Source organism: Streptomyces sp. NPDC056835 (genome assembly GCF_042789485.1).
Lineage (GTDB): Bacteria > Actinomycetota > Actinomycetes > Streptomycetales > Streptomycetaceae > Streptomyces.
The window spans coordinates 134,764-150,474 of sequence record NZ_JBHUBB010000017.1; the positions used below are offsets into that span (position 1 = coordinate 134,764).

The 15,711-nt window shown below is 69.5% G+C and carries 18 protein-coding genes and 5 tRNA genes; 18 read left to right on the plus strand and 5 right to left on the minus strand.

Features of this window, described 5'->3' with window-relative positions; translation table 11 throughout:
• The first annotated feature begins 261 nt into the window (after window positions 1-261).
• From ACFRMN_RS20960 to ACFRMN_RS21000, 9 genes are all read left to right on the plus strand, one after another.
• Window positions 262-438, plus strand: coding sequence for a hypothetical protein (locus ACFRMN_RS20960; protein ID WP_383021644.1), 177 nt, complete (start codon window positions 262-264; stop codon window positions 436-438).
• A 158-nt stretch (window positions 439-596) separates the two neighbouring features.
• Window positions 597-1,382, plus strand: coding sequence for a fumarylacetoacetate hydrolase family protein (locus tag ACFRMN_RS20965; protein ID WP_383021647.1), 786 nt, complete (start codon window positions 597-599; stop codon window positions 1,380-1,382).
• On the plus strand, window positions 1,375-2,847 hold the full coding sequence (gltX, locus tag ACFRMN_RS20970) for a glutamate--tRNA ligase (RefSeq protein ID WP_383021650.1): 1,473 nt from the start codon (window positions 1,375-1,377) through the stop codon (window positions 2,845-2,847). The genes ACFRMN_RS20965 and gltX overlap by 8 nt, the downstream gene beginning before the upstream one ends.
• 122 nt (window positions 2,848-2,969) lie before the next feature.
• Entirely contained in the window at window positions 2,970-3,689 is a 720-nt protein-coding gene (locus ACFRMN_RS20975) for an HAD family hydrolase (protein WP_383021652.1), read from the plus strand.
• A gap of 87 nt (window positions 3,690-3,776) precedes the next feature.
• A tRNA-Gln gene (locus ACFRMN_RS20980) sits at window positions 3,777-3,848 on the plus strand.
• 20 nt (window positions 3,849-3,868) lie between these two features.
• A tRNA-Glu gene (locus ACFRMN_RS20985) sits at window positions 3,869-3,941 on the plus strand.
• A gap of 61 nt (window positions 3,942-4,002) precedes the next feature.
• A tRNA-Glu gene (locus ACFRMN_RS20990) sits at window positions 4,003-4,075 on the plus strand.
• A 17-nt stretch (window positions 4,076-4,092) separates the two neighbouring features.
• Window positions 4,093-4,164, plus strand: a tRNA-Gln gene (locus ACFRMN_RS20995).
• A gap of 16 nt (window positions 4,165-4,180) precedes the next feature.
• Window positions 4,181-4,253 (plus strand) — tRNA-Glu (locus ACFRMN_RS21000).
• A 254-nt stretch (window positions 4,254-4,507) separates the two neighbouring features.
• On the opposite strand, the gene ndgR is transcribed toward ACFRMN_RS21000, so the two are convergent.
• The gene (gene ndgR / locus ACFRMN_RS21005) at window positions 4,508-5,224 is read right to left on the minus strand and encodes an IclR family transcriptional regulator NdgR (protein WP_030351789.1); all 717 of its coding nucleotides are present in this window, start codon (window positions 5,222-5,224) and stop codon (window positions 4,508-4,510) included.
• A gap of 181 nt (window positions 5,225-5,405) precedes the next feature.
• Here ndgR and leuC point away from each other — a divergent pair, with 181 nt between their 5' ends.
• The 4 genes from leuC to ACFRMN_RS21025 all read left to right on the plus strand — a co-directional run bounded on the left by leuC (window position 5,406) and on the right by ACFRMN_RS21025 (window position 8,573).
• Complete coding sequence (leuC, locus tag ACFRMN_RS21010) at window positions 5,406-6,845, plus strand: 3-isopropylmalate dehydratase large subunit (RefSeq protein ID WP_383021655.1); 1,440 nt, start codon at window positions 5,406-5,408, stop codon at window positions 6,843-6,845.
• Between the two features lie 2 nt (window positions 6,846-6,847).
• Complete coding sequence (gene leuD, locus ACFRMN_RS21015) at window positions 6,848-7,456, plus strand: 3-isopropylmalate dehydratase small subunit (protein ID WP_383021657.1); 609 nt, start codon at window positions 6,848-6,850, stop codon at window positions 7,454-7,456.
• A gap of 104 nt (window positions 7,457-7,560) precedes the next feature.
• Entirely contained in the window at window positions 7,561-7,788 is a 228-nt protein-coding gene (locus tag ACFRMN_RS21020) for a hypothetical protein (RefSeq protein WP_030351786.1), read from the plus strand.
• A 143-nt stretch (window positions 7,789-7,931) separates the two neighbouring features.
• Window positions 7,932-8,573 carry an HU family DNA-binding protein gene (locus ACFRMN_RS21025; protein WP_383021660.1) on the plus strand — a complete coding sequence of 214 codons (642 nt, stop codon included), beginning with the start codon at window positions 7,932-7,934 and terminating at the stop codon, window positions 8,571-8,573.
• Between the two features lie 127 nt (window positions 8,574-8,700).
• Here the strand turns inward: ACFRMN_RS21025 and ACFRMN_RS21030 are convergent, their stop codons facing one another.
• Both ACFRMN_RS21030 and cofC read right to left on the minus strand, forming a co-directional pair.
• Window positions 8,701-8,904 carry a hypothetical protein gene (locus ACFRMN_RS21030; RefSeq protein WP_249953755.1) on the minus strand — a complete coding sequence of 68 codons (204 nt, stop codon included), beginning with the start codon at window positions 8,902-8,904 and terminating at the stop codon, window positions 8,701-8,703.
• 43 nt (window positions 8,905-8,947) lie between these two features.
• Complete coding sequence (gene cofC, locus ACFRMN_RS21035; RefSeq protein WP_383021663.1) at window positions 8,948-9,637, minus strand: 2-phospho-L-lactate guanylyltransferase; 690 nt, start codon at window positions 9,635-9,637, stop codon at window positions 8,948-8,950.
• Window positions 9,638-9,809: 172 nt separating this feature from the next.
• Between cofC and ACFRMN_RS21040 the strand changes: the two genes are divergently transcribed.
• The 3 genes from ACFRMN_RS21040 to ACFRMN_RS21050 all read left to right on the plus strand — a co-directional run bounded on the left by ACFRMN_RS21040 (window position 9,810) and on the right by ACFRMN_RS21050 (window position 12,827).
• Window positions 9,810-10,556 carry a lysophospholipid acyltransferase family protein gene (locus tag ACFRMN_RS21040; RefSeq protein ID WP_383021666.1) on the plus strand — a complete coding sequence of 249 codons (747 nt, stop codon included), beginning with the start codon at window positions 9,810-9,812 and terminating at the stop codon, window positions 10,554-10,556.
• The gene (locus tag ACFRMN_RS21045) at window positions 10,553-11,554 is read left to right on the plus strand and encodes an NAD(P)H-dependent glycerol-3-phosphate dehydrogenase (RefSeq protein WP_383021669.1); all 1,002 of its coding nucleotides are present in this window, start codon (window positions 10,553-10,555) and stop codon (window positions 11,552-11,554) included. The genes ACFRMN_RS21040 and ACFRMN_RS21045 overlap by 4 nt, the downstream gene beginning before the upstream one ends.
• A gap of 100 nt (window positions 11,555-11,654) precedes the next feature.
• Complete coding sequence (locus ACFRMN_RS21050; RefSeq protein ID WP_365911353.1) at window positions 11,655-12,827, plus strand: D-alanine--D-alanine ligase family protein; 1,173 nt, start codon at window positions 11,655-11,657, stop codon at window positions 12,825-12,827.
• Between the two features lie 60 nt (window positions 12,828-12,887).
• Here the strand turns inward: ACFRMN_RS21050 and ACFRMN_RS21055 are convergent, their stop codons facing one another.
• Together ACFRMN_RS21055 and ACFRMN_RS21060 are read right to left on the minus strand one after the other, a co-directional pair.
• Entirely contained in the window at window positions 12,888-13,382 is a 495-nt protein-coding gene (locus ACFRMN_RS21055) for a DUF3515 domain-containing protein (protein WP_383021742.1), read from the minus strand.
• 26 nt (window positions 13,383-13,408) lie between these two features.
• On the minus strand, window positions 13,409-13,642 hold the full coding sequence (locus ACFRMN_RS21060; protein ID WP_030351778.1) for an Lrp/AsnC family transcriptional regulator: 234 nt from the start codon (window positions 13,640-13,642) through the stop codon (window positions 13,409-13,411).
• 216 nt (window positions 13,643-13,858) lie between these two features.
• Here ACFRMN_RS21060 and ACFRMN_RS21065 point away from each other — a divergent pair, with 216 nt between their 5' ends.
• Both ACFRMN_RS21065 and thiD read left to right on the plus strand, forming a co-directional pair.
• On the plus strand, window positions 13,859-14,830 hold the full coding sequence (locus ACFRMN_RS21065) for a thiamine-phosphate kinase (RefSeq protein ID WP_383021671.1): 972 nt from the start codon (window positions 13,859-13,861) through the stop codon (window positions 14,828-14,830).
• A 10-nt stretch (window positions 14,831-14,840) separates the two neighbouring features.
• Window positions 14,841-15,656 (plus strand): bifunctional hydroxymethylpyrimidine kinase/phosphomethylpyrimidine kinase, encoded by an 816-nt coding sequence (gene thiD / locus ACFRMN_RS21070; protein WP_383021674.1) that lies wholly within the window; start codon window positions 14,841-14,843, stop codon window positions 15,654-15,656.
• The last annotated feature ends 55 nt before the right edge of the window (window positions 15,657-15,711 follow it).

Consider the following 15,711-nt stretch of genomic DNA (forward strand, 5'->3'; position numbering starts at 1 on the left):
TTACGGGTGGGGGGTGTCCCAGTCCTCATGATCAGGAGCGGAATGTAACGTTCAGTAACGCATTGTCCGTTTCTTCGATCATTGAACCCCGCCCGTAATGCGGGAAATGCCCGGCGAGTCGTGAGCAAACTCACATGGTGATCGCCGTTGGATGCCGGCCCCGGCGGGGAATCGGGTGTTTAGCCTGACGCTTTACAGGGATGGCATATCCGACAAGCGGCGCCCCGGCGCCCGTTCTACCGACAGGGTCTGACAGCAGAGATGAAGACGACGATGATCTTCCGCACCACCGCCAACCCCCGGCGCACCACGCTGGCGCACCTGAAGGACGCCGAGGAACTGGTCCCCGTCGAGCACCCGGAGCACCCTGTCGAGCTGCCGAACCGGACCGCCAACCCCCGCCGTACGACCCTCATGGACGCGCCGGTCGCCCAGTAGGTTCCCGCCGGGCCCGAATCCGGGTGATCCATTTCTGTCAGCCTCCTCACCCCCTCCCCGGCGTGGCTCGGGCGCGAGGGCGGCACCGCGTGCCGCCGCGCTAGCCTGGAGCGTCAGTCTCCAGACCAGCCAGCAAGAGTGAGGGGCGACAGCATCCCGTGCGCATCGCCAGATTCTCCATCGACGGCAATGTCGCCTTCGGCGCGGTCGAGGGCGACGCCAGCGGCGACCCCGCCGGCCTCGTCCTCGACATCATCAAGGGCATTCCGTACGCCGACTTCGAGCTCTCCGGCACCAAGGTCCCGCTGAGCAAGGTCCGCCTCCTGCCGCCCGTGATCGGCAACAAGATCCTTGGCATCGGCCGCAACTACGCCGATCACGCGGCCGAACTGGGCAACGCCGTACCGGAAGTCCCCGTCGTCTTCCTCAAGCCGACCACCGCGCTGATCGGCACCGGCGACGCCATCGAGTACCCCTCCTTCTCACAGGAGGTCCACTACGAGGCCGAACTCGCCGTCGTCATCGGCCGGATGTGCCGCGAGGTCCCGCGCGAGCGCGTGAAGGACGTCATCTTCGGCTACACCTGCGCCAACGACGTCACGGCCCGTGACGCCCAGCGCGCCGAGAACCAGTGGTCCCGCGCCAAGGGCTTCGACACCTCGTGCCCGCTCGGCCCCTGGGTGGAGACCGACCTCGACCCCTCCGACCTCACCCTCCAGTGCACGGTCAACGGCGAGCAGCGCCAACTGGGCCGGACGAGCGAGATGATCCGCTCGATCGAGGACGTGATCGTCCACATCTCCGAGGCCATGACGCTGCTCCCGGGCGACGTCATCCTCACGGGCACCCCCGCCGGGGTCGGCCCCCTCAGCGTCGGCGACGAGGTCGCCGTCACCATCGAAGGCATCGGCACTCTCACCAACAAGGTGATCAAGCGTGGCTAACGGACCCGTCCGTGTACGTTTCTGTCCCTCGCCGACCGGTAACCCCCATGTGGGACTGGTCCGCACCGCCCTGTTCAACTGGGCGTTCGCCCGCCACAGCGGCGGCACCATGGTCTTCCGCATCGAGGACACCGACGCGGCGCGCGACTCCGAGGAGTCGTACGCGCAGCTGCTCGACTCGATGCGCTGGCTGGGGCTCGACTGGGACGAGGGCCCCGAGATCGGCGGGCCGCACGCGCCGTACCGCCAGTCGCAGCGGATGGACATCTACCGCGACGCGGCCGGGAAGCTGCTCGCCGCGGGCCACGCGTACCACTGCTACTGCACCACCGAGGAGCTGGACGCGCGCCGCGAGGCGGCCCGTGCGGCCGGCCGGCCCTCGGGGTACGACGGCCACTGCCGTGATCTGACCGCGGAGCGGAAGGCGGCGTACGAGGCCGAGGGCCGGACCTCCATCGTCCGCTTCCGGATGCCCGACGAGCCGATCACCTTCACGGACCTGGTCCGCGGTGAGCTGACCTTCACCCCGGAGAACGTCCCGGACTACGGCATCGTGCGTGCCAACGGCGCCCCGCTCTACACGCTCGTCAACCCGGTCGACGACGCGCTGATGGAGATCACCCACGTCCTGCGCGGCGAGGACCTGCTCTCCTCCACCCCGCGCCAGGTCGCGCTCTACAAGGCGCTGATCGAGCTGGGCATCGCGAAGGAGATCCCGGCGTTCGGGCACCTCCCGTATGTCATGGGCGAGGGCAACAAGAAGCTCTCCAAGCGCGATCCGCAGGCGTCCCTCAACCTCTACCGCGAGCGCGGCTTCCTGCCCGAGGGGCTGCTCAACTACCTCTCGCTGCTCGGCTGGTCACTCGCCGCGGACCGCGACATCTTCTCGATGGAGGAGATGGTCGCCGCGTTCGACATCGCGGACGTCAACGCCAATCCGGCCCGCTTCGACCTGAAGAAGGCCGAGGCGATCAACGCCGACCACATCCGGCTGCTGGATGTGAAGACGTTCATCGAGGCGTGTGGTCCCTGGCTGAGGGCCCCGCACGCGCCCTGGGCGCCGGAGTCCTTCGACGCCACGGCCTTCGAGGCGCTGGCCCCGCTGGCGCAGACCCGCGTCACGGTGCTCTCGGACATCACCGCCAATGTCGACTTCCTCTTCCTCGACGCGCCCGTGGAGGACGAGGCGTCCTGGACGAAGGCGATGAAGCCGGGTGCGGACGCGCTGCTGGCCACGGCCCGTACGAAGATCGCCGAGGCGGAGTGGAACACCGAAGCGCTCAAGAACGCGGTGCTCGCGGCGGGCGAGGAGCACGGTCTCAAGCTGGGCAAGGCCCAGGCCCCGGTCCGCGTCGCGGTCACGGGCCGCACGGTGGGCCTGCCGCTCTTCGAGTCCCTGGAGATCCTGGGCCGCGAGCGCACCCTGTCACGGATCGACGCGGCGCTCGCGAAGCTGACGTCCTGAGGACAGGGGCAGGGACAGGGACAGGGACAGGGACAGGGAACAGGGACGGGTTCGGGTTCGGGCGCGGGGGGATCGCCCCAGAACCCCGCCCGGAGGAGCCGTCGCGGGGTACCGTCGGGGTTATGCCCCTACGTGCCGTCCTCTGGGACATCGACGACACCCTCTTCGACTACACCAGCGCGGACCGCGCCGGCATGCGGACTCATCTCGCCGCCGAGGGCCTGGCCGACCGATTTCCCACGGTCGACCGGGCCCTCGGGCGTTGGCGGGAGATCACCGATCTGAACTGGGAGCGGTTCGCCGCAGGAGAGACGGACTTCCCCGGGCAGCGGCGCGACCGCGTACGGATGTTCCTCGGGGCCGAGCTGAGCGACGCGGAGGCGGACGCCTGGTTCGAGCGGTACATCGTTCACTTCGAGTCCGCCTGGTCGCTGTTCCCCGACAGCCTCGCCGTGCTGGACGGGCTGGCCGCCGACTACCGGCAGGCCGTCCTGTCGAACTCCAGCTTCCGCAATCAGGACCGCAAGCTCCGTGTCCTGGGGGTACGGGACCACTTCGAGGCCGTGCTGTGCGCGGCCGAGCTGGGAGTCTCCAAGCCCGACGCCGCCGCCTTCCACGCCGCCTGTGCCGCGCTGGCGCTGGACCCCCGGGAGGTGGCCTACGTGGGCAACGAGCCGGACATCGACGCCGGCGGCGCGGTGGCCGCGGGGCTCGCCGGGGTCTGGCTGGACCGGGGCGGCATCGGCGGGCGTCCCGAGCTGGTGAGGATCACCGATCTCGGCCAGCTTCCCGGCCTGCTGCGCGGCGATACCCGTTTTGGAGCGCTGTCCGCGATCGGGTAATGTTCTTCCTGCGCCGCCCAAGAAGACCGAAAGGTCCGACCGGGAGACGCAAGCCAGACAAACCCCCGCATGGGGGTTCAGTTTTGGTGGGCTATGGTGTAATTGGCAGCACGACGGTTTCTGGTTCCGTTAGTCTAGGTTCGAGTCCTGGTAGCCCAGCGCAGATGTTTTTCTGCAACGCCCCCGTTGTGTAGCGGCCTAGCACGCTGCCCTCTCACGGCAGTAGCGCCGGTTCGAATCCGGTCGGGGGTACAGATCCTTCTCTCCGATGTCTTCGGGTCGCACCCGGATACGTCGATGCAGGATCGCTAGGGCCCCCGTTGTGTAGCGGCCTAGCACGCTGCCCTCTCACGGCAGTAGCGCCGGTTCGAATCCGGTCGGGGGTACTGGTCTAAACCACCAATGGGCTATGGTGTAATTGGCAACACGACGGTTTCTGGTTCCGTTGTTCTAGGTTCGAGTCCTGGTAGCCCAGCTGGACTTCGGTCCATGCCCCCGTTGTGTAGCGGCCTAGCACGCTGCCCTCTCACGGCAGTAGCGCCGGTTCGAATCCGGTCGGGGGTACATCGGCAGTACGAGAAGGCCCTTCCGTTCGCGGGAGGGCCTTTCCGCTGTCCATCGCCATCACCACCGCATGGTCAACCGCCGCCGCCGAAGCGCCTGTTGGTCCGGTGATACCGGCCCGGCCGCTGCGGCGCTGGAGCGGCCTGCCGGTGGAAGCGGGCAGTGGAACGTACATAGCGGTGGAACGTGCGTAACGGGGAGTGCGACGGGGGCGTACGGGAAGGGACGCGCCCCGGGGACGTGAGGGCGGCGGATCAGCCGCTGCGGCGCAGGGCCTCGCTCAGCCGGCCCGCCGCGTCTATCACGGCCTGGGCGTGCATCCGGCCCGGGTGCCTGGTGAGCCGCTCGATCGGTCCGGATACCGAGACCGCCGCGACCACGCGGTTGGAGGGCCCCCGTACCGGCGCGGAGACCGAGGCCACGCCCGGCTCGCGCTCACCGATCGACTGGGCCCAGCCCCTGCGCCGTACGCCCGACAGCGCCGTCGCCGTGAACCTGGCCCCCTGGAGACCGCGGTGCAGCCGCTCGGGCTCCTCCCAGGCCATCAGGATCTGCGCCGAGGAGCCCGCCTTCATCGTGAGAGTGGAGCCCACCGGCACCGTGTCCCGCAGTCCGGATAGCCGCTCCGCCGCCGCCACGCATATCCGCATGTCGCCCTGGCGTCGGTAGAGCTGCGCGCTCTCGCCGGTCATGTCCCGCAGATGTGTGAGTACGGGTCCGGCCGTGGCCAGCAGACGGTCCTCGCCGGCCGCGGCGGCCAGCTCGGCCAGCCGCGGGCCGAGAATGAACCGGCCCTGCATGTCCCTCGCCACCAGCCGGTGATGTTCCAGTGCCACGGCCAGTCTGTGTGCCGTGGGCCGTGCGAGCCCGGTCGCCGCGACCAGTCCGGCGAGGGTGGCCGGACCGGACTCCAGGGCGCTCAATACCAGAGCAGCCTTGTCGAGAACGCCGACGCCGCTAGAGTTGTCCATGAAACGATACTCGCGTCTCACTCTGTGAAACGCAAGTTCAATTTCCCAGGGAACTTGTCAACCTGTATGTACGGGCCCGCGGACCGACGGGTCTCCAGTCGACGTCCGACGCGTGGGGAACGGACGTGGGCCCACATATCTCTAGGAGCGCCGGCTGAGAGAGCCGGTCGGAGGGAAAGCGATGGGTAGGACACTCGCGGAGAAGGTCTGGGACGATCACGTCGTCCGGCGCGCAGAGGGCGAGCCCGACCTCCTCTTCATCGATCTGCACCTGCTGCACGAGGTGACCAGCCCCCAGGCGTTCGACGGTCTGCGTATGAGCGACCGGAAGGTCCGGCGGCTCGACCTCACCATCGCGACCGAGGACCACAACACCCCGACCCTCGACATCGACAAGCCCATCGCGGACCCGGTCTCCCGTGTGCAGTTGGAGACGCTGCGTAAGAACTGCGCCGACTTCGGCGTACGGCTGCACCCGCTCGGCGATGTCGAGCAGGGCGTCGTCCATGTCGTGGGGCCGCAGTTGGGGCTCACCCAGCCCGGCACCACCGTGGTCTGCGGCGACAGCCACACCTCCACCCACGGCGCCTTCGGCGCGCTGGCGTTCGGCATCGGCACCAGCCAGGTCGAGCATGTCCTGGCCACCCAGACGCTGCCGCTGGCCCGTCCCAAGACCATGGCGATCACGATCGAGGGCGAACTGCCCGCCGAGGTCACCGCCAAGGACCTGATCCTCGCGATCATCGCCAGGATCGGCACCGGCGGCGGCCAGGGCTACATCCTCGAATACCGGGGCTCCGCCATCGAGAAACTCTCGATGGAAGCGCGGATGACCATCTGCAACATGTCCATCGAAGCCGGCGCCAGGGCGGGCATGATCGCCCCCGACGAGACCACCTTCGAATATCTCAAGGGGCGCGACCACGCCCCCGAGGGCGCGGACTGGGACGCGGCGGTCGCCTACTGGGGGACCCTGCGCACCGACGACGACGCGGTCTTCGACGCCGAGGTCTTCATCGACGCCGCGGAACTGGCCCCGTTCGTCACCTGGGGCACCAACCCCGGCCAGGGAGCCCCGCTCTCCGCGAACGTCCCCGACCCGGCCTCGTATGAGGACGCCTCGGAGCGCCACGCCGCCGAAAAGGCCCTGGAATACATGGGGTTGACCGCCGGGCAGGCGCTGCGTGACATCAGGGTCGACACCGTCTTCGTAGGCTCCTGCACCAACGGCCGTATCGAGGACCTGCGCTCGGCGGCCTCGCTGCTCGACGGCCGCAAAGTCGCCGACGGCGTACGGATGCTGGTGGTACCCGGCTCGGTACGGGTCGCCCTCCAGGCCGTCGAAGAGGGCCTGGACAAGGTCTTCACCGCCGCGGGAGCGGAGTGGCGGCACGCGGGCTGCTCGATGTGTCTGGGCATGAACCCCGACCAACTCGCCCCCGGCGAGCGCTCCGCGTCCACCTCCAACCGCAACTTCGAGGGCCGGCAGGGCAAGGGAGGCCGTACCCACCTGGTCTCTCCCCAGGTAGCCGCCGCCACCGCCGTGCTGGGTCATCTGGCCTCGCCCGCCGATCTGTCCGACACCGATGCCGGCGCCCGTACGCCCGCTGGAGCGCGATAACCATGGAAGCCTTCACCACCCACACCGGCCGGGCCGTACCGCTGCGCCGCAGCAACGTGGACACCGACCAGATCATCCCGGCCCACTGGCTCAAGAAGGTCACCCGCGACGGCTTCGAGGACGGGCTCTTCGAGGCCTGGCGCAAGGACCCCGAGTTCGTCCTCAACCGTCCCGCGTACGCGGGGGCGACGGTGCTGGTCGCGGGACCGGACTTCGGTACCGGATCGTCCCGTGAACACGCCGTCTGGGCCCTGCAGAACTTCGGTTTCAAGGCCGTCATCTCCTCCCGGTTCGCCGATATCTTCCGCGGCAACTCGCTCAAGAACGGTCTGCTGACCGTGGTTCTGGAGCAGCCGGTCGTGGACGCCCTCTGGGCGATCGCGGAGAGCGAGCCCACGGCGGAGGTCGCCGTGGACCTGGAGCGGCGCCAGGTGCGGGCGACCTCCCCCGACGGAGCAACGCTGACGGCTGATTTCGAGCTTGACGAGAACGCCCGCTGGAGGTTGCTGAACGGGCTCGACGACATCAGCCTCACCCTTCAGAACGAAGCGGACATCGCCGCGTACGAGGCCGCGAGGCCGTCCTTCAAACCGCGTACAATTACCGCCTGAGCAGCGCTTTTCCCCTACTGCACCCCCTGCCTCCCGGCAGGGGGTGCAGTTGCTTGTTGAGCCCCCGTCGGGCGACAACTCGCCCCAGATGGCACAATCGGTGCATGGAACGCGACAGCCAACTCAAGCTCTACGGGTTAGTCGCCGAACAACTCAAAGAAGCGCACGCGAAGGTGCGTGCACTGCAAGTCCCGGATGGCGTACGGATGGCGCTCTCCCGGAAGCTGCTGGTCATCACGGCCGCGGCGAAACATGATCTCCCGGATGCGGCACGTCGTCTGGACCGCTTGATGAAGGACCTGGACGAGGGTCGATTTCCGGAAGGCGACTGACCTCCGCGGATCTCCGCCAGGTCGACTTCGTTGCGGCACTAGGGTGATTAGCCCGTTTCGTGTTTGATTTGCGGTATATATCTGCCTAACGTGCGAAAAAGCTTGAACACTTTCGTTCTGGCAATGTCTCCGAAGGGGAAGACGTGAACAAGGCGCAGCTCGTAGAAGCGATTGCGGACAAGGTCGGCGGTCGTCAGCAGGCCGCGGACGCGGTGGACGCGGTACTCGACGCGATCGTCCGCGCGGTGGTCGCCGGAGACCGGGTCTCGGTCACCGGATTCGGCTCGTTCGAGAAGGTCGACCGCCCGGCCCGTTACGCCCGTAACCCGCAGACCGGTGAGCGCGTCCGGGTCAAGAAGACCTCGGTGCCGCGGTTCCGCGCGGGGCAGGGCTTCAAGGACCTGGTCAGCGGCTCGAAGAAGCTCCCGAAGAACGATGTGGCCGTCAAGAAGGCACCCAAGGGCAGCCTCTCGGGCGGCGTTTCCGCCCGTACGACCGTGAAGGCCGCGGCCAAGAAGGCCACCGCCAAGACCGCGGCGGCCCGCAAGACCGTGGCCAAGAAGGTCACCGCGGCCAAGAAGACCGCCGCGAAGAAGACCTCGGCCAAGAAGGCCACCGCGAAGAAGGCCGCGCCGGCGAAGAAGACGGCCAAGACGGCCGCGGCCAAGAAGGCCACCGCGAACAAGACCGCGCCGGCCAAGAAGACGACCGCCAAGAAGGCCCCCGCGCGAAAGGCCACCGCGCGCACCACCACCGCGAAGAAGACCGCCGCCAGGAAGAAGTAGGCAGGAAGCGGCACAGGGCCACACGCGCCGGGCCGGGCTCCCCTCGGGGAGCCCGGCCCGCGGCGTTGTACGGGGCAGGCGTTGTGCGGGGTACGGGAGGTACGGGAGAGGCGCAGGCCGGGACGCGTCAGAGCGTCTGGAGCGTCACCAGCGTGATCCTGAGGGACGCGCCCTCGCCCTCGGTCTCGATCCGGACGCGCTGTCCGGGCCGCAGCAGCCGCAGCCCGCCGGCGTCGAAGGCGGCCGCGTCGAACTCCACCGGGGTGCCGTCGTCCAGCAGCACACTCCCGGCGCGGGTCTCGGAATCGTATGTGTACGAGGTCGCCTGCATAACCGCAGCGTAGCGGTCCTCCGCCGGCCCGCGGAGGCCGTCCTCAGCTCCCCGGCCGGGGCGTGGGCAGGGGGCCGCGCGGTGCGTACCCCCGGGCCGTGTACGGGCCCAGGCCCAGCGCCACCGCCGCCCGCAGATCATCGCCCGTGTCCACGTCCCGACGTACGGAATCGACCCCGGCCAGGACTATTTCCACCGCGCCCGAGGACAAATGCCGATGCCGGGAGGGACCGCCGAAAGCCGGATTCAATTCGGCACCCGGCGCGGCCGTCAGCAATGTCGTACCGATTTCCGCGGCGTCCGCGAGAAAGGCGCGCGGAAATGCGTCCGCGGCGGAGAGCACCCGCGCCAGTTCCGCGGGCCGCAGCGCCGGCAGATCCGCGTTGAGCGCGGCCACGGCCGCCCGTGGCCTGACCGCCCTGACGGCCCGCGCGCCATGCGCCAGCGCCGCGTTGAGACCGTTCGCCGGGGCGTCCGGCACGATGCGCGCCCCCAGCTCGGCCAGTTCCGCACTCGCCGTCGGGTCGTCCGTGACGACCACCACATCCCGGACGACGGGGCTGGCCAGCGCGGCAGCCACGGTGTCCTGCGCGAACGCCAGGGCGAGCCGCGGGCGCAGGGCGTCGCCCGCTGTCACCGCGAGCCTGCTCTTGGCCAGCCGGAGCGGTTTGAGGGGGATGACCAGAGACCAGCGGGCGGTCGGGTCGGTGTTCGTGGCGAACTCTCCGTCCATGCTGTAGCGGCCCAGGTGTATCCGCCCTCTATTGTGGCCCGGCACCGTCCCGGCCCACAGAGGTGGCCCCGGAGACGGGGCGTACGGTGTTCTCGACAGAGCAGAGGCCCGGGGCCACACTTGACCCCCGGCAGCCGGGCAGTGAGCCGGGTGAGAAGAGAAAGGTGTCCGAGTGTCCCGCCGCAGAATCGGCTTCTGGTACCGCCTGGCGGCGGCCATCGCGAAACCGCCGCTGATCGTGCTGCTCAAGCGGGACTGGAAGGGTGCGGAGCACATTCCGGCCGACGGCGGATTCATCACCGCGGTGAACCACAATTCGCATCTCGACCCGTTCGCCTACGCGCACTTCCAGTACAACACCGGCCGCGTTCCGCGCTTCCTCGCCAAGCACGGCCTATTCACCAAGGGATTCATCGGGGCCGTGATGCGCGGCACCGGCCAGATTCCCGTCTACCGCGAGACCAGCGACGCGCTGAGCGCCTTCCGCGCCGCCATCGACGCCGTCGAACGCGGTGAGTGCGTGGCCTTCTACCCCGAGGGCACCCTCACCCGCGACCCCGGCCTGTGGCCCATGACCGCCAAGACCGGCGTCGCCAGGGTCGCCCTGCAGACCAAGTGCCCGGTCATCCCCATCGCGCAGTGGGGCGCCAACCTGCTGCTGCCGCCGTACGCGAAGAAGCCGAACCTCCTCCCGCGCAAAACGCACCATGTGCTCGTCGGACCGCCCGTGGACCTGGCGCGCTACTACGGCAGGGACATCACCCCCGAATTGCTGCGCGAGGTCACCGAGGTCATCATGGCCGCGATCACGGAACTGCTCTCCGAACTGCGCGGGGAGCCGGTGCCCACGGCCGCGTACGACCATCGCAAGGCCAGGGCGGAACAGCGGCGCAAGGCCGCGGAAGAGGGGTCGAAGTGACGCGGGTCGCCGTCTTCGGAGCGGGTTCGTGGGGCACGGCGTTCGCCATGGTCCTCGCCGACGCGGGGTGCGAGGTGACGGTCTGGGGCCGCCGCCGGGAGGTCGTCGAGGCGATCAACACCACGCACACCAACCCGGACTACCTCCCCGGCTTCGAACTGCCCGTGGGCGTACGGGCCACCACCGACCCCGCGGAGGCCGCCCGCGGCGCCGAGTTCACGGTGCTCACCGTGCCCTCGCAGACGCTGCGCGGCAATCTCGCCGAGTGGGCGCCCGTACTGCCCGCCGACACCGTCCTCGTCTCGCTGATGAAGGGCGTCGAACTCGGCACGGCCAAGCGGATGAGCGAGGTGATCGAAGAGGTCGCCAAGGCACCGGCCGAGCGGGTCGCCGTGATCACCGGCCCCAACCTCGCCAAGGAGATCGCCGGACGGATGCCGGCCGCGGCCGTCGTCGCGTGCCGGGACGAGGATGTCGCGCGCCGCCTCCAGTCCGCCTGCCACACCCCGTACTTCCGCCCGTACACCAACACCGACGTCGTCGGCTGCGAACTCGGCGGCGCGGTCAAGAACGTCATCGGTCTCGCCGTCGGCATCGCCGACGGCATGGGCCTCGGCGACAACACCAAAGCCACCCTGATGACCCGGGGCCTCGCGGAGACCACCCGGCTCGGCCTCGCCATGGGCGCCGACCCGCACACCTTCTCCGGCCTCGCCGGCATGGGCGATCTGATCGCCACCTGCTCCTCGCCGCTCTCCCGCAACCACACCTTCGGCACCAACCTCGGCCGTGGGATGACCCTCCAGGAGACGATCGCGGTCACCAAGCAGACCGCGGAGGGCGTCAAATCCTGTGAGTCCGTGCTGGACCTCGCCCGCCGCCATGGCGTCGACATGCCTCTCACGGAGACGGTCGTGGACATCGTGCACAACGGCAAGCCGCCGCTCGTCGCGCTCAAGGAACTGATGTCGCGCAGCGCCAAGGCCGAGCGCGGCTGACTACGCGGCCGACCCCCGTTGCTGACTCCGGGCGACCGGCGCTGACTCGGCCGCGACCAACGCTGACTCGGCCGCTACCAACAGGTACGCTCATCGCGATATGAGCAGCGAGAACTCCCCCCAGAGCCCTGAGCAGCAGCTCCGCAAACCGCGCGTGGCCGTCGTCTTCGGCGGCCGGAGCTCCGAGCACGCCATTTCCGTGGTCACGGCCGGGGCCGTACTGCGGTCCATCGACCGGACGAAGTACGACGTCCTGCCCATCGGCATCACCACCGACGGCCGCTGGGCGCTCACCGCCGACGATCCCGAGCGGATGGCCATCGCCGACCGCGCGCTGCCGAGCGTCGACCAGATCGCCGAGTCGACCGACGGCGGCGTCGTACTCTCCGTCGACCCGGGCAACCGCGAGGTCGTCTACAGCGAGCCGGGTTCCGTACCCAAGGCGCTGGGCGAGGTCGATGTCGTCTTCCCCGTACTGCATGGCCCGTACGGAGAGGACGGCACCCTCCAGGGCCTGCTGGAACTCTCCGGTGTCCCCTACGTCGGCGCGGGCGTCCTCGCCTCCGCCGTCGGGCAGGACAAGGAATACATGAAGCGGGTGTTCACCTCCTTCGGGCTGCCCGTCGGCCCGTATCTGGTGATCCGCCCCCGCGAATGGGAGCAGGGCCCCGAAGGAGCCAAGGGCGCCGCCGCCCGCAAGAAGATCGTCGACTTCGCCGCCGAGCACGGCTGGCCGCTCTTCGTGAAGCCCGCCCGCGCCGGATCCTCCATGGGGATCACCAAGGTCGAGGACGCCTCGGGGCTGGACGAGGCGATCATCGAGGCCCAGCGCCACGACCCCAAGATCCTGGTGGAGTCGCTGCTGCGGGGCCGCGAGATCGAGTGCGGAGTGCTGGAGTTCGAGGACGGTCCCCGCGCCAGCGTGCCCGCGGAGATCCCGCCGGTCACGGCGCACGACTTCTACGACTTCGAGGCCAAGTACATCGACTCGGCCACCGGCCTGGTGCCCGCGCCCCTCACCGAGGAGCAGACGGCCGAGGTACAGCGGCTCGCCGTCGAGGCGTTCGAGGCCGCCTCCTGCGAGGGTCTGGTCCGCGCGGACTTCTTCCTCACCGAGGACGGCGAGTTCGTCATCAACGAGATCAACACGCTGCCGGGCTTCACGCCCATCTCGATGTTCCCGCGAATGTGGCAGGAGAGCGGCGTCGGTTATCCGGAGCTGATCGACCGGCTGATCCAGGCGGCGCTGCGCCGGCCGACCGGGCTGCGCTGACACCCGTACCGGACCTTCGTCAGGGGCCGCGCCGGGCACCTGCGGTCAGCGAGCCCCCGGTCACAGACTGGACGGGATCGTCTTCTTGACCGGCGCGGCCAGCTCGGCGAGCGGGGTGGAGTCATGGGTGAACCGTTTGTCCATGGTGACCTCCACATACGTCTTGCGGTACGTGGTGGTGAAGCGGGGCCCCGAGTCCCGTTCCTCCAGCATCCAGTTGACGCCGTTCGCCTCCACCGCGTCCGACTGGGCATCGTTCATCCCCTCGGGCCGGGGGACACCGCAGCGCAGTACGATCGCGGCGTCCCCCCACCCGGCGGTCAGTTCGGAAGACGGCTCGGGATCAGCCCGGCCGAGGTCGGAGACGGTCTTCGGCAGCTCCTTGTGGAGAGCCCGGCACAGCGCCGCCTCGTCCGAGGGCGGACTGGGAACCGCGACCGACATCGACGGGCCGGTGGAGGAACAGCCCGCCACCGCCGCCACCAGGACGACGGCGGACAGGCGGACGAGCGGACGGCCGGATAGCCTGCGGCGGGACGGCGGGCGACGGGAAATGGTCACCGGCCAAGGGTAGACGGGGGCTACAAGTGCACGACCGGGCAGGTCAGGGTGCGGGTGATGCCTTCCACTTGCTGGATTTTCGCGACCACCATGCGGCCCAGCTCATCGACGGTGTCCGCCTGAGCGCGCACGATCACGTCATAGGGACCGGTGACGTCCTCGGCCTGGATAACTCCCGGAATCTTGGCGATGGTCTCGGCGACGGTCGTCGCCTTGCCCACCTCGGTCTGGATAAGGATGTACGCCTGTACCACGGAACCTCCAGGGCGGCCACGAGGATCATGTGGGGGAAAGAGACGCCACGGTATCGCGTCGCCGAGTGCGGCGGGGAGACCCGGGTCCCGGGTGGCGCCCGCGGGGTGGCGTACGGAAGGCGAAGTTGACGCGACCGGCGCGACTCACGACGGTACCGACAGCAGTGAAGGACCGCGACCGCGCGTGCGGCCCGGCCATGAGAGAGGGGAGACTCGGTGAAGGGAACCGTGGGCGAGTTGGGGGAGTTCGGTCTCATCAGAGAACTCACCTCCCGGCTCACCACCACCCCGGCGGTCCGGCTCGGGCCGGGCGACGACGCCGCGGTCGTGGCCGCGCCCGACCGCAGGGTCGTGGCGAGTACGGACCTGTTGCTGGAGGGGCGGCACTTCCGCCGCGACTGGTCGACGGCCTACGACGTCGGCCGGAAGGCGGCCGCGCAGAACCTCGCCGATATCGCGGCGATGGGCGCGGTTCCCACCGCGCTGCTCCTCGGCCTGGTCGTCCCGGCCGAACTCCCGGTCACCTGGCCCACCGAGCTGATGGACGGCATTCGCGACGAGTGCCAGGTCGCGGGCGCGGCCGTGGTCGGCGGCGATGTCGTACGCGGCGACACGATCACCATCGCCATCACCGCGCTCGGCGATCTCCGTAACCACGAGCCGGTCACCCGGTCCGGCGCCCGGCCGGGCGATGTCATCGCCTACACCGGCTGGTTGGGCTGGTCGGCGGCCGGGCACGCGGTGCTCTCGCGCGGCTTCCGCTCGCCCCGCGCCTTTGTGGAGGCGCACCGCAGACCGGAACCGCCGTACCACGCGGGTCCCGCCGCGGCCGGGCTCGGTGCCACCGCCATGACCGACGTCAGTGACGGACTCGTCGCGGATCTGGGGCATATCGCGGAGGCCAGCAAGGTCCGTATCGATCTGCGCTCCGGTCTGATCGACATCCCCTCGCAGATGAACGACATCGGCCAGGCGGTCGGCATCGACCCGCTCCAGTGGGTGCTGACGGGCGGCGAGGATCACGCGATCGTCGCCACCTTCCCGCCGGACGCGAAGCTGCCGGCCCGCTGGAAGGTGATCGGTGAGGTCCTCAACCCGTCCGCGCTGCCGCAGGTGACGGTCGACGGGGCACCCTGGACGAGCAAGGCCGGCTGGGACCACTTCGGGGACATCGAGGACGCCCAGTAGATTCGGCACCATGCCGATACCTGAGTGTGTGACGCCACCGTCCGTGCCACCGCGCGTGCTCACCGTCGCCGGATCGGACTCCGGCGGCGGTGCGGGCGTCCAGGCGGATCTGAAGACCATGCTGGCGTTCGGTGTGCACGGCATGAGCGTGCTCACGGCGGTGACGGCGCAGAACTCCCTGGGCGTACACGGCGCCTGGGAGCTGCCGGCGGAGGCCGTACGCGCCCAGTACCGCGCGGTCGTCGACGACATCGGTGTCCAGGCGGTGAAGACCGGCATGCTCTCCTCCGCCGAACTGGTCGCGGCCGTCGCGGAACTGCTCGCCGGGACCGACGCCCCCGTGGTCGTCGACCCGGTCGGGGTCTCCAAGCACGGCGATCCGCTGCTGGCCGCCTCGGCGCTGGACGGCGTACGGACGAGACTGCTGCCGGTCGCGACCGTCGCCACCCCCAATCTGGACGAAGTGGCCCAGCTCACCGGCGTACGGGTGGAGGACGAGACGGGGCTGCGGCGCGCGGCCGGCGCCGTACTCGAATTCGGGCCGCGCTGGGCGCTGATCAAGGGCGGGCATCTGCCGGGGGACGCGGTGGATCTGCTGACCGACGGCGCCGAGGAACACTGGCTGCGCGCACCGCGCCACGACAACCGGCATACGCACGGCACGGGCTGCACCTACGCGTCGGCGATCGCCTCGGGCCTGGCCCGGGGGCAGGGTGTCGTGGCGGCGGTCCGTGCGGCCAAGGAGTATGTGACGGGCGCGATCGCGCACGGCTTCGCGCTGGGCGCGGGGATTGGCCCGGTGGATCACGGATGGCGCTTGCGCTGACGGCGCCGTTCCGAAGCCCTTCCCAGCACGGCAAAAAGCCGGCCCACCGAGGTGG

Coding starts and splice junctions, on each gene's coding strand:
- leuD (WP_383021657.1), top strand. CDS start 6,848: ATGGAAGCCTTCACCACCCACACCGGCCGGGCCGTACCGCTGCGCCGC.
- ACFRMN_RS21020 (WP_030351786.1), top strand. CDS start 7,561: ATGGAACGCGACAGCCAACTCAAGCTCTACGGGTTAGTCGCCGAACAA.
- ACFRMN_RS20960 (WP_383021644.1), top strand. CDS start 262: ATGAAGACGACGATGATCTTCCGCACCACCGCCAACCCCCGGCGCACC.
- ACFRMN_RS21030 (WP_249953755.1), bottom strand. CDS start 8,904: ATGCAGGCGACCTCGTACACATACGATTCCGAGACCCGCGCCGGGAGT.
- ACFRMN_RS21050 (WP_365911353.1), top strand. CDS start 11,655: ATGAGCAGCGAGAACTCCCCCCAGAGCCCTGAGCAGCAGCTCCGCAAA.
- ACFRMN_RS20975 (WP_383021652.1), top strand. CDS start 2,970: ATGCCCCTACGTGCCGTCCTCTGGGACATCGACGACACCCTCTTCGAC.
- leuC (WP_383021655.1), top strand. CDS start 5,406: ATGGGTAGGACACTCGCGGAGAAGGTCTGGGACGATCACGTCGTCCGG.
- thiD (WP_383021674.1), top strand. CDS start 14,841: ATGCCGATACCTGAGTGTGTGACGCCACCGTCCGTGCCACCGCGCGTG.
- ndgR (WP_030351789.1), bottom strand. CDS start 5,224: ATGGACAACTCTAGCGGCGTCGGCGTTCTCGACAAGGCTGCTCTGGTA.
- cofC (WP_383021663.1), bottom strand. CDS start 9,637: ATGGACGGAGAGTTCGCCACGAACACCGACCCGACCGCCCGCTGGTCT.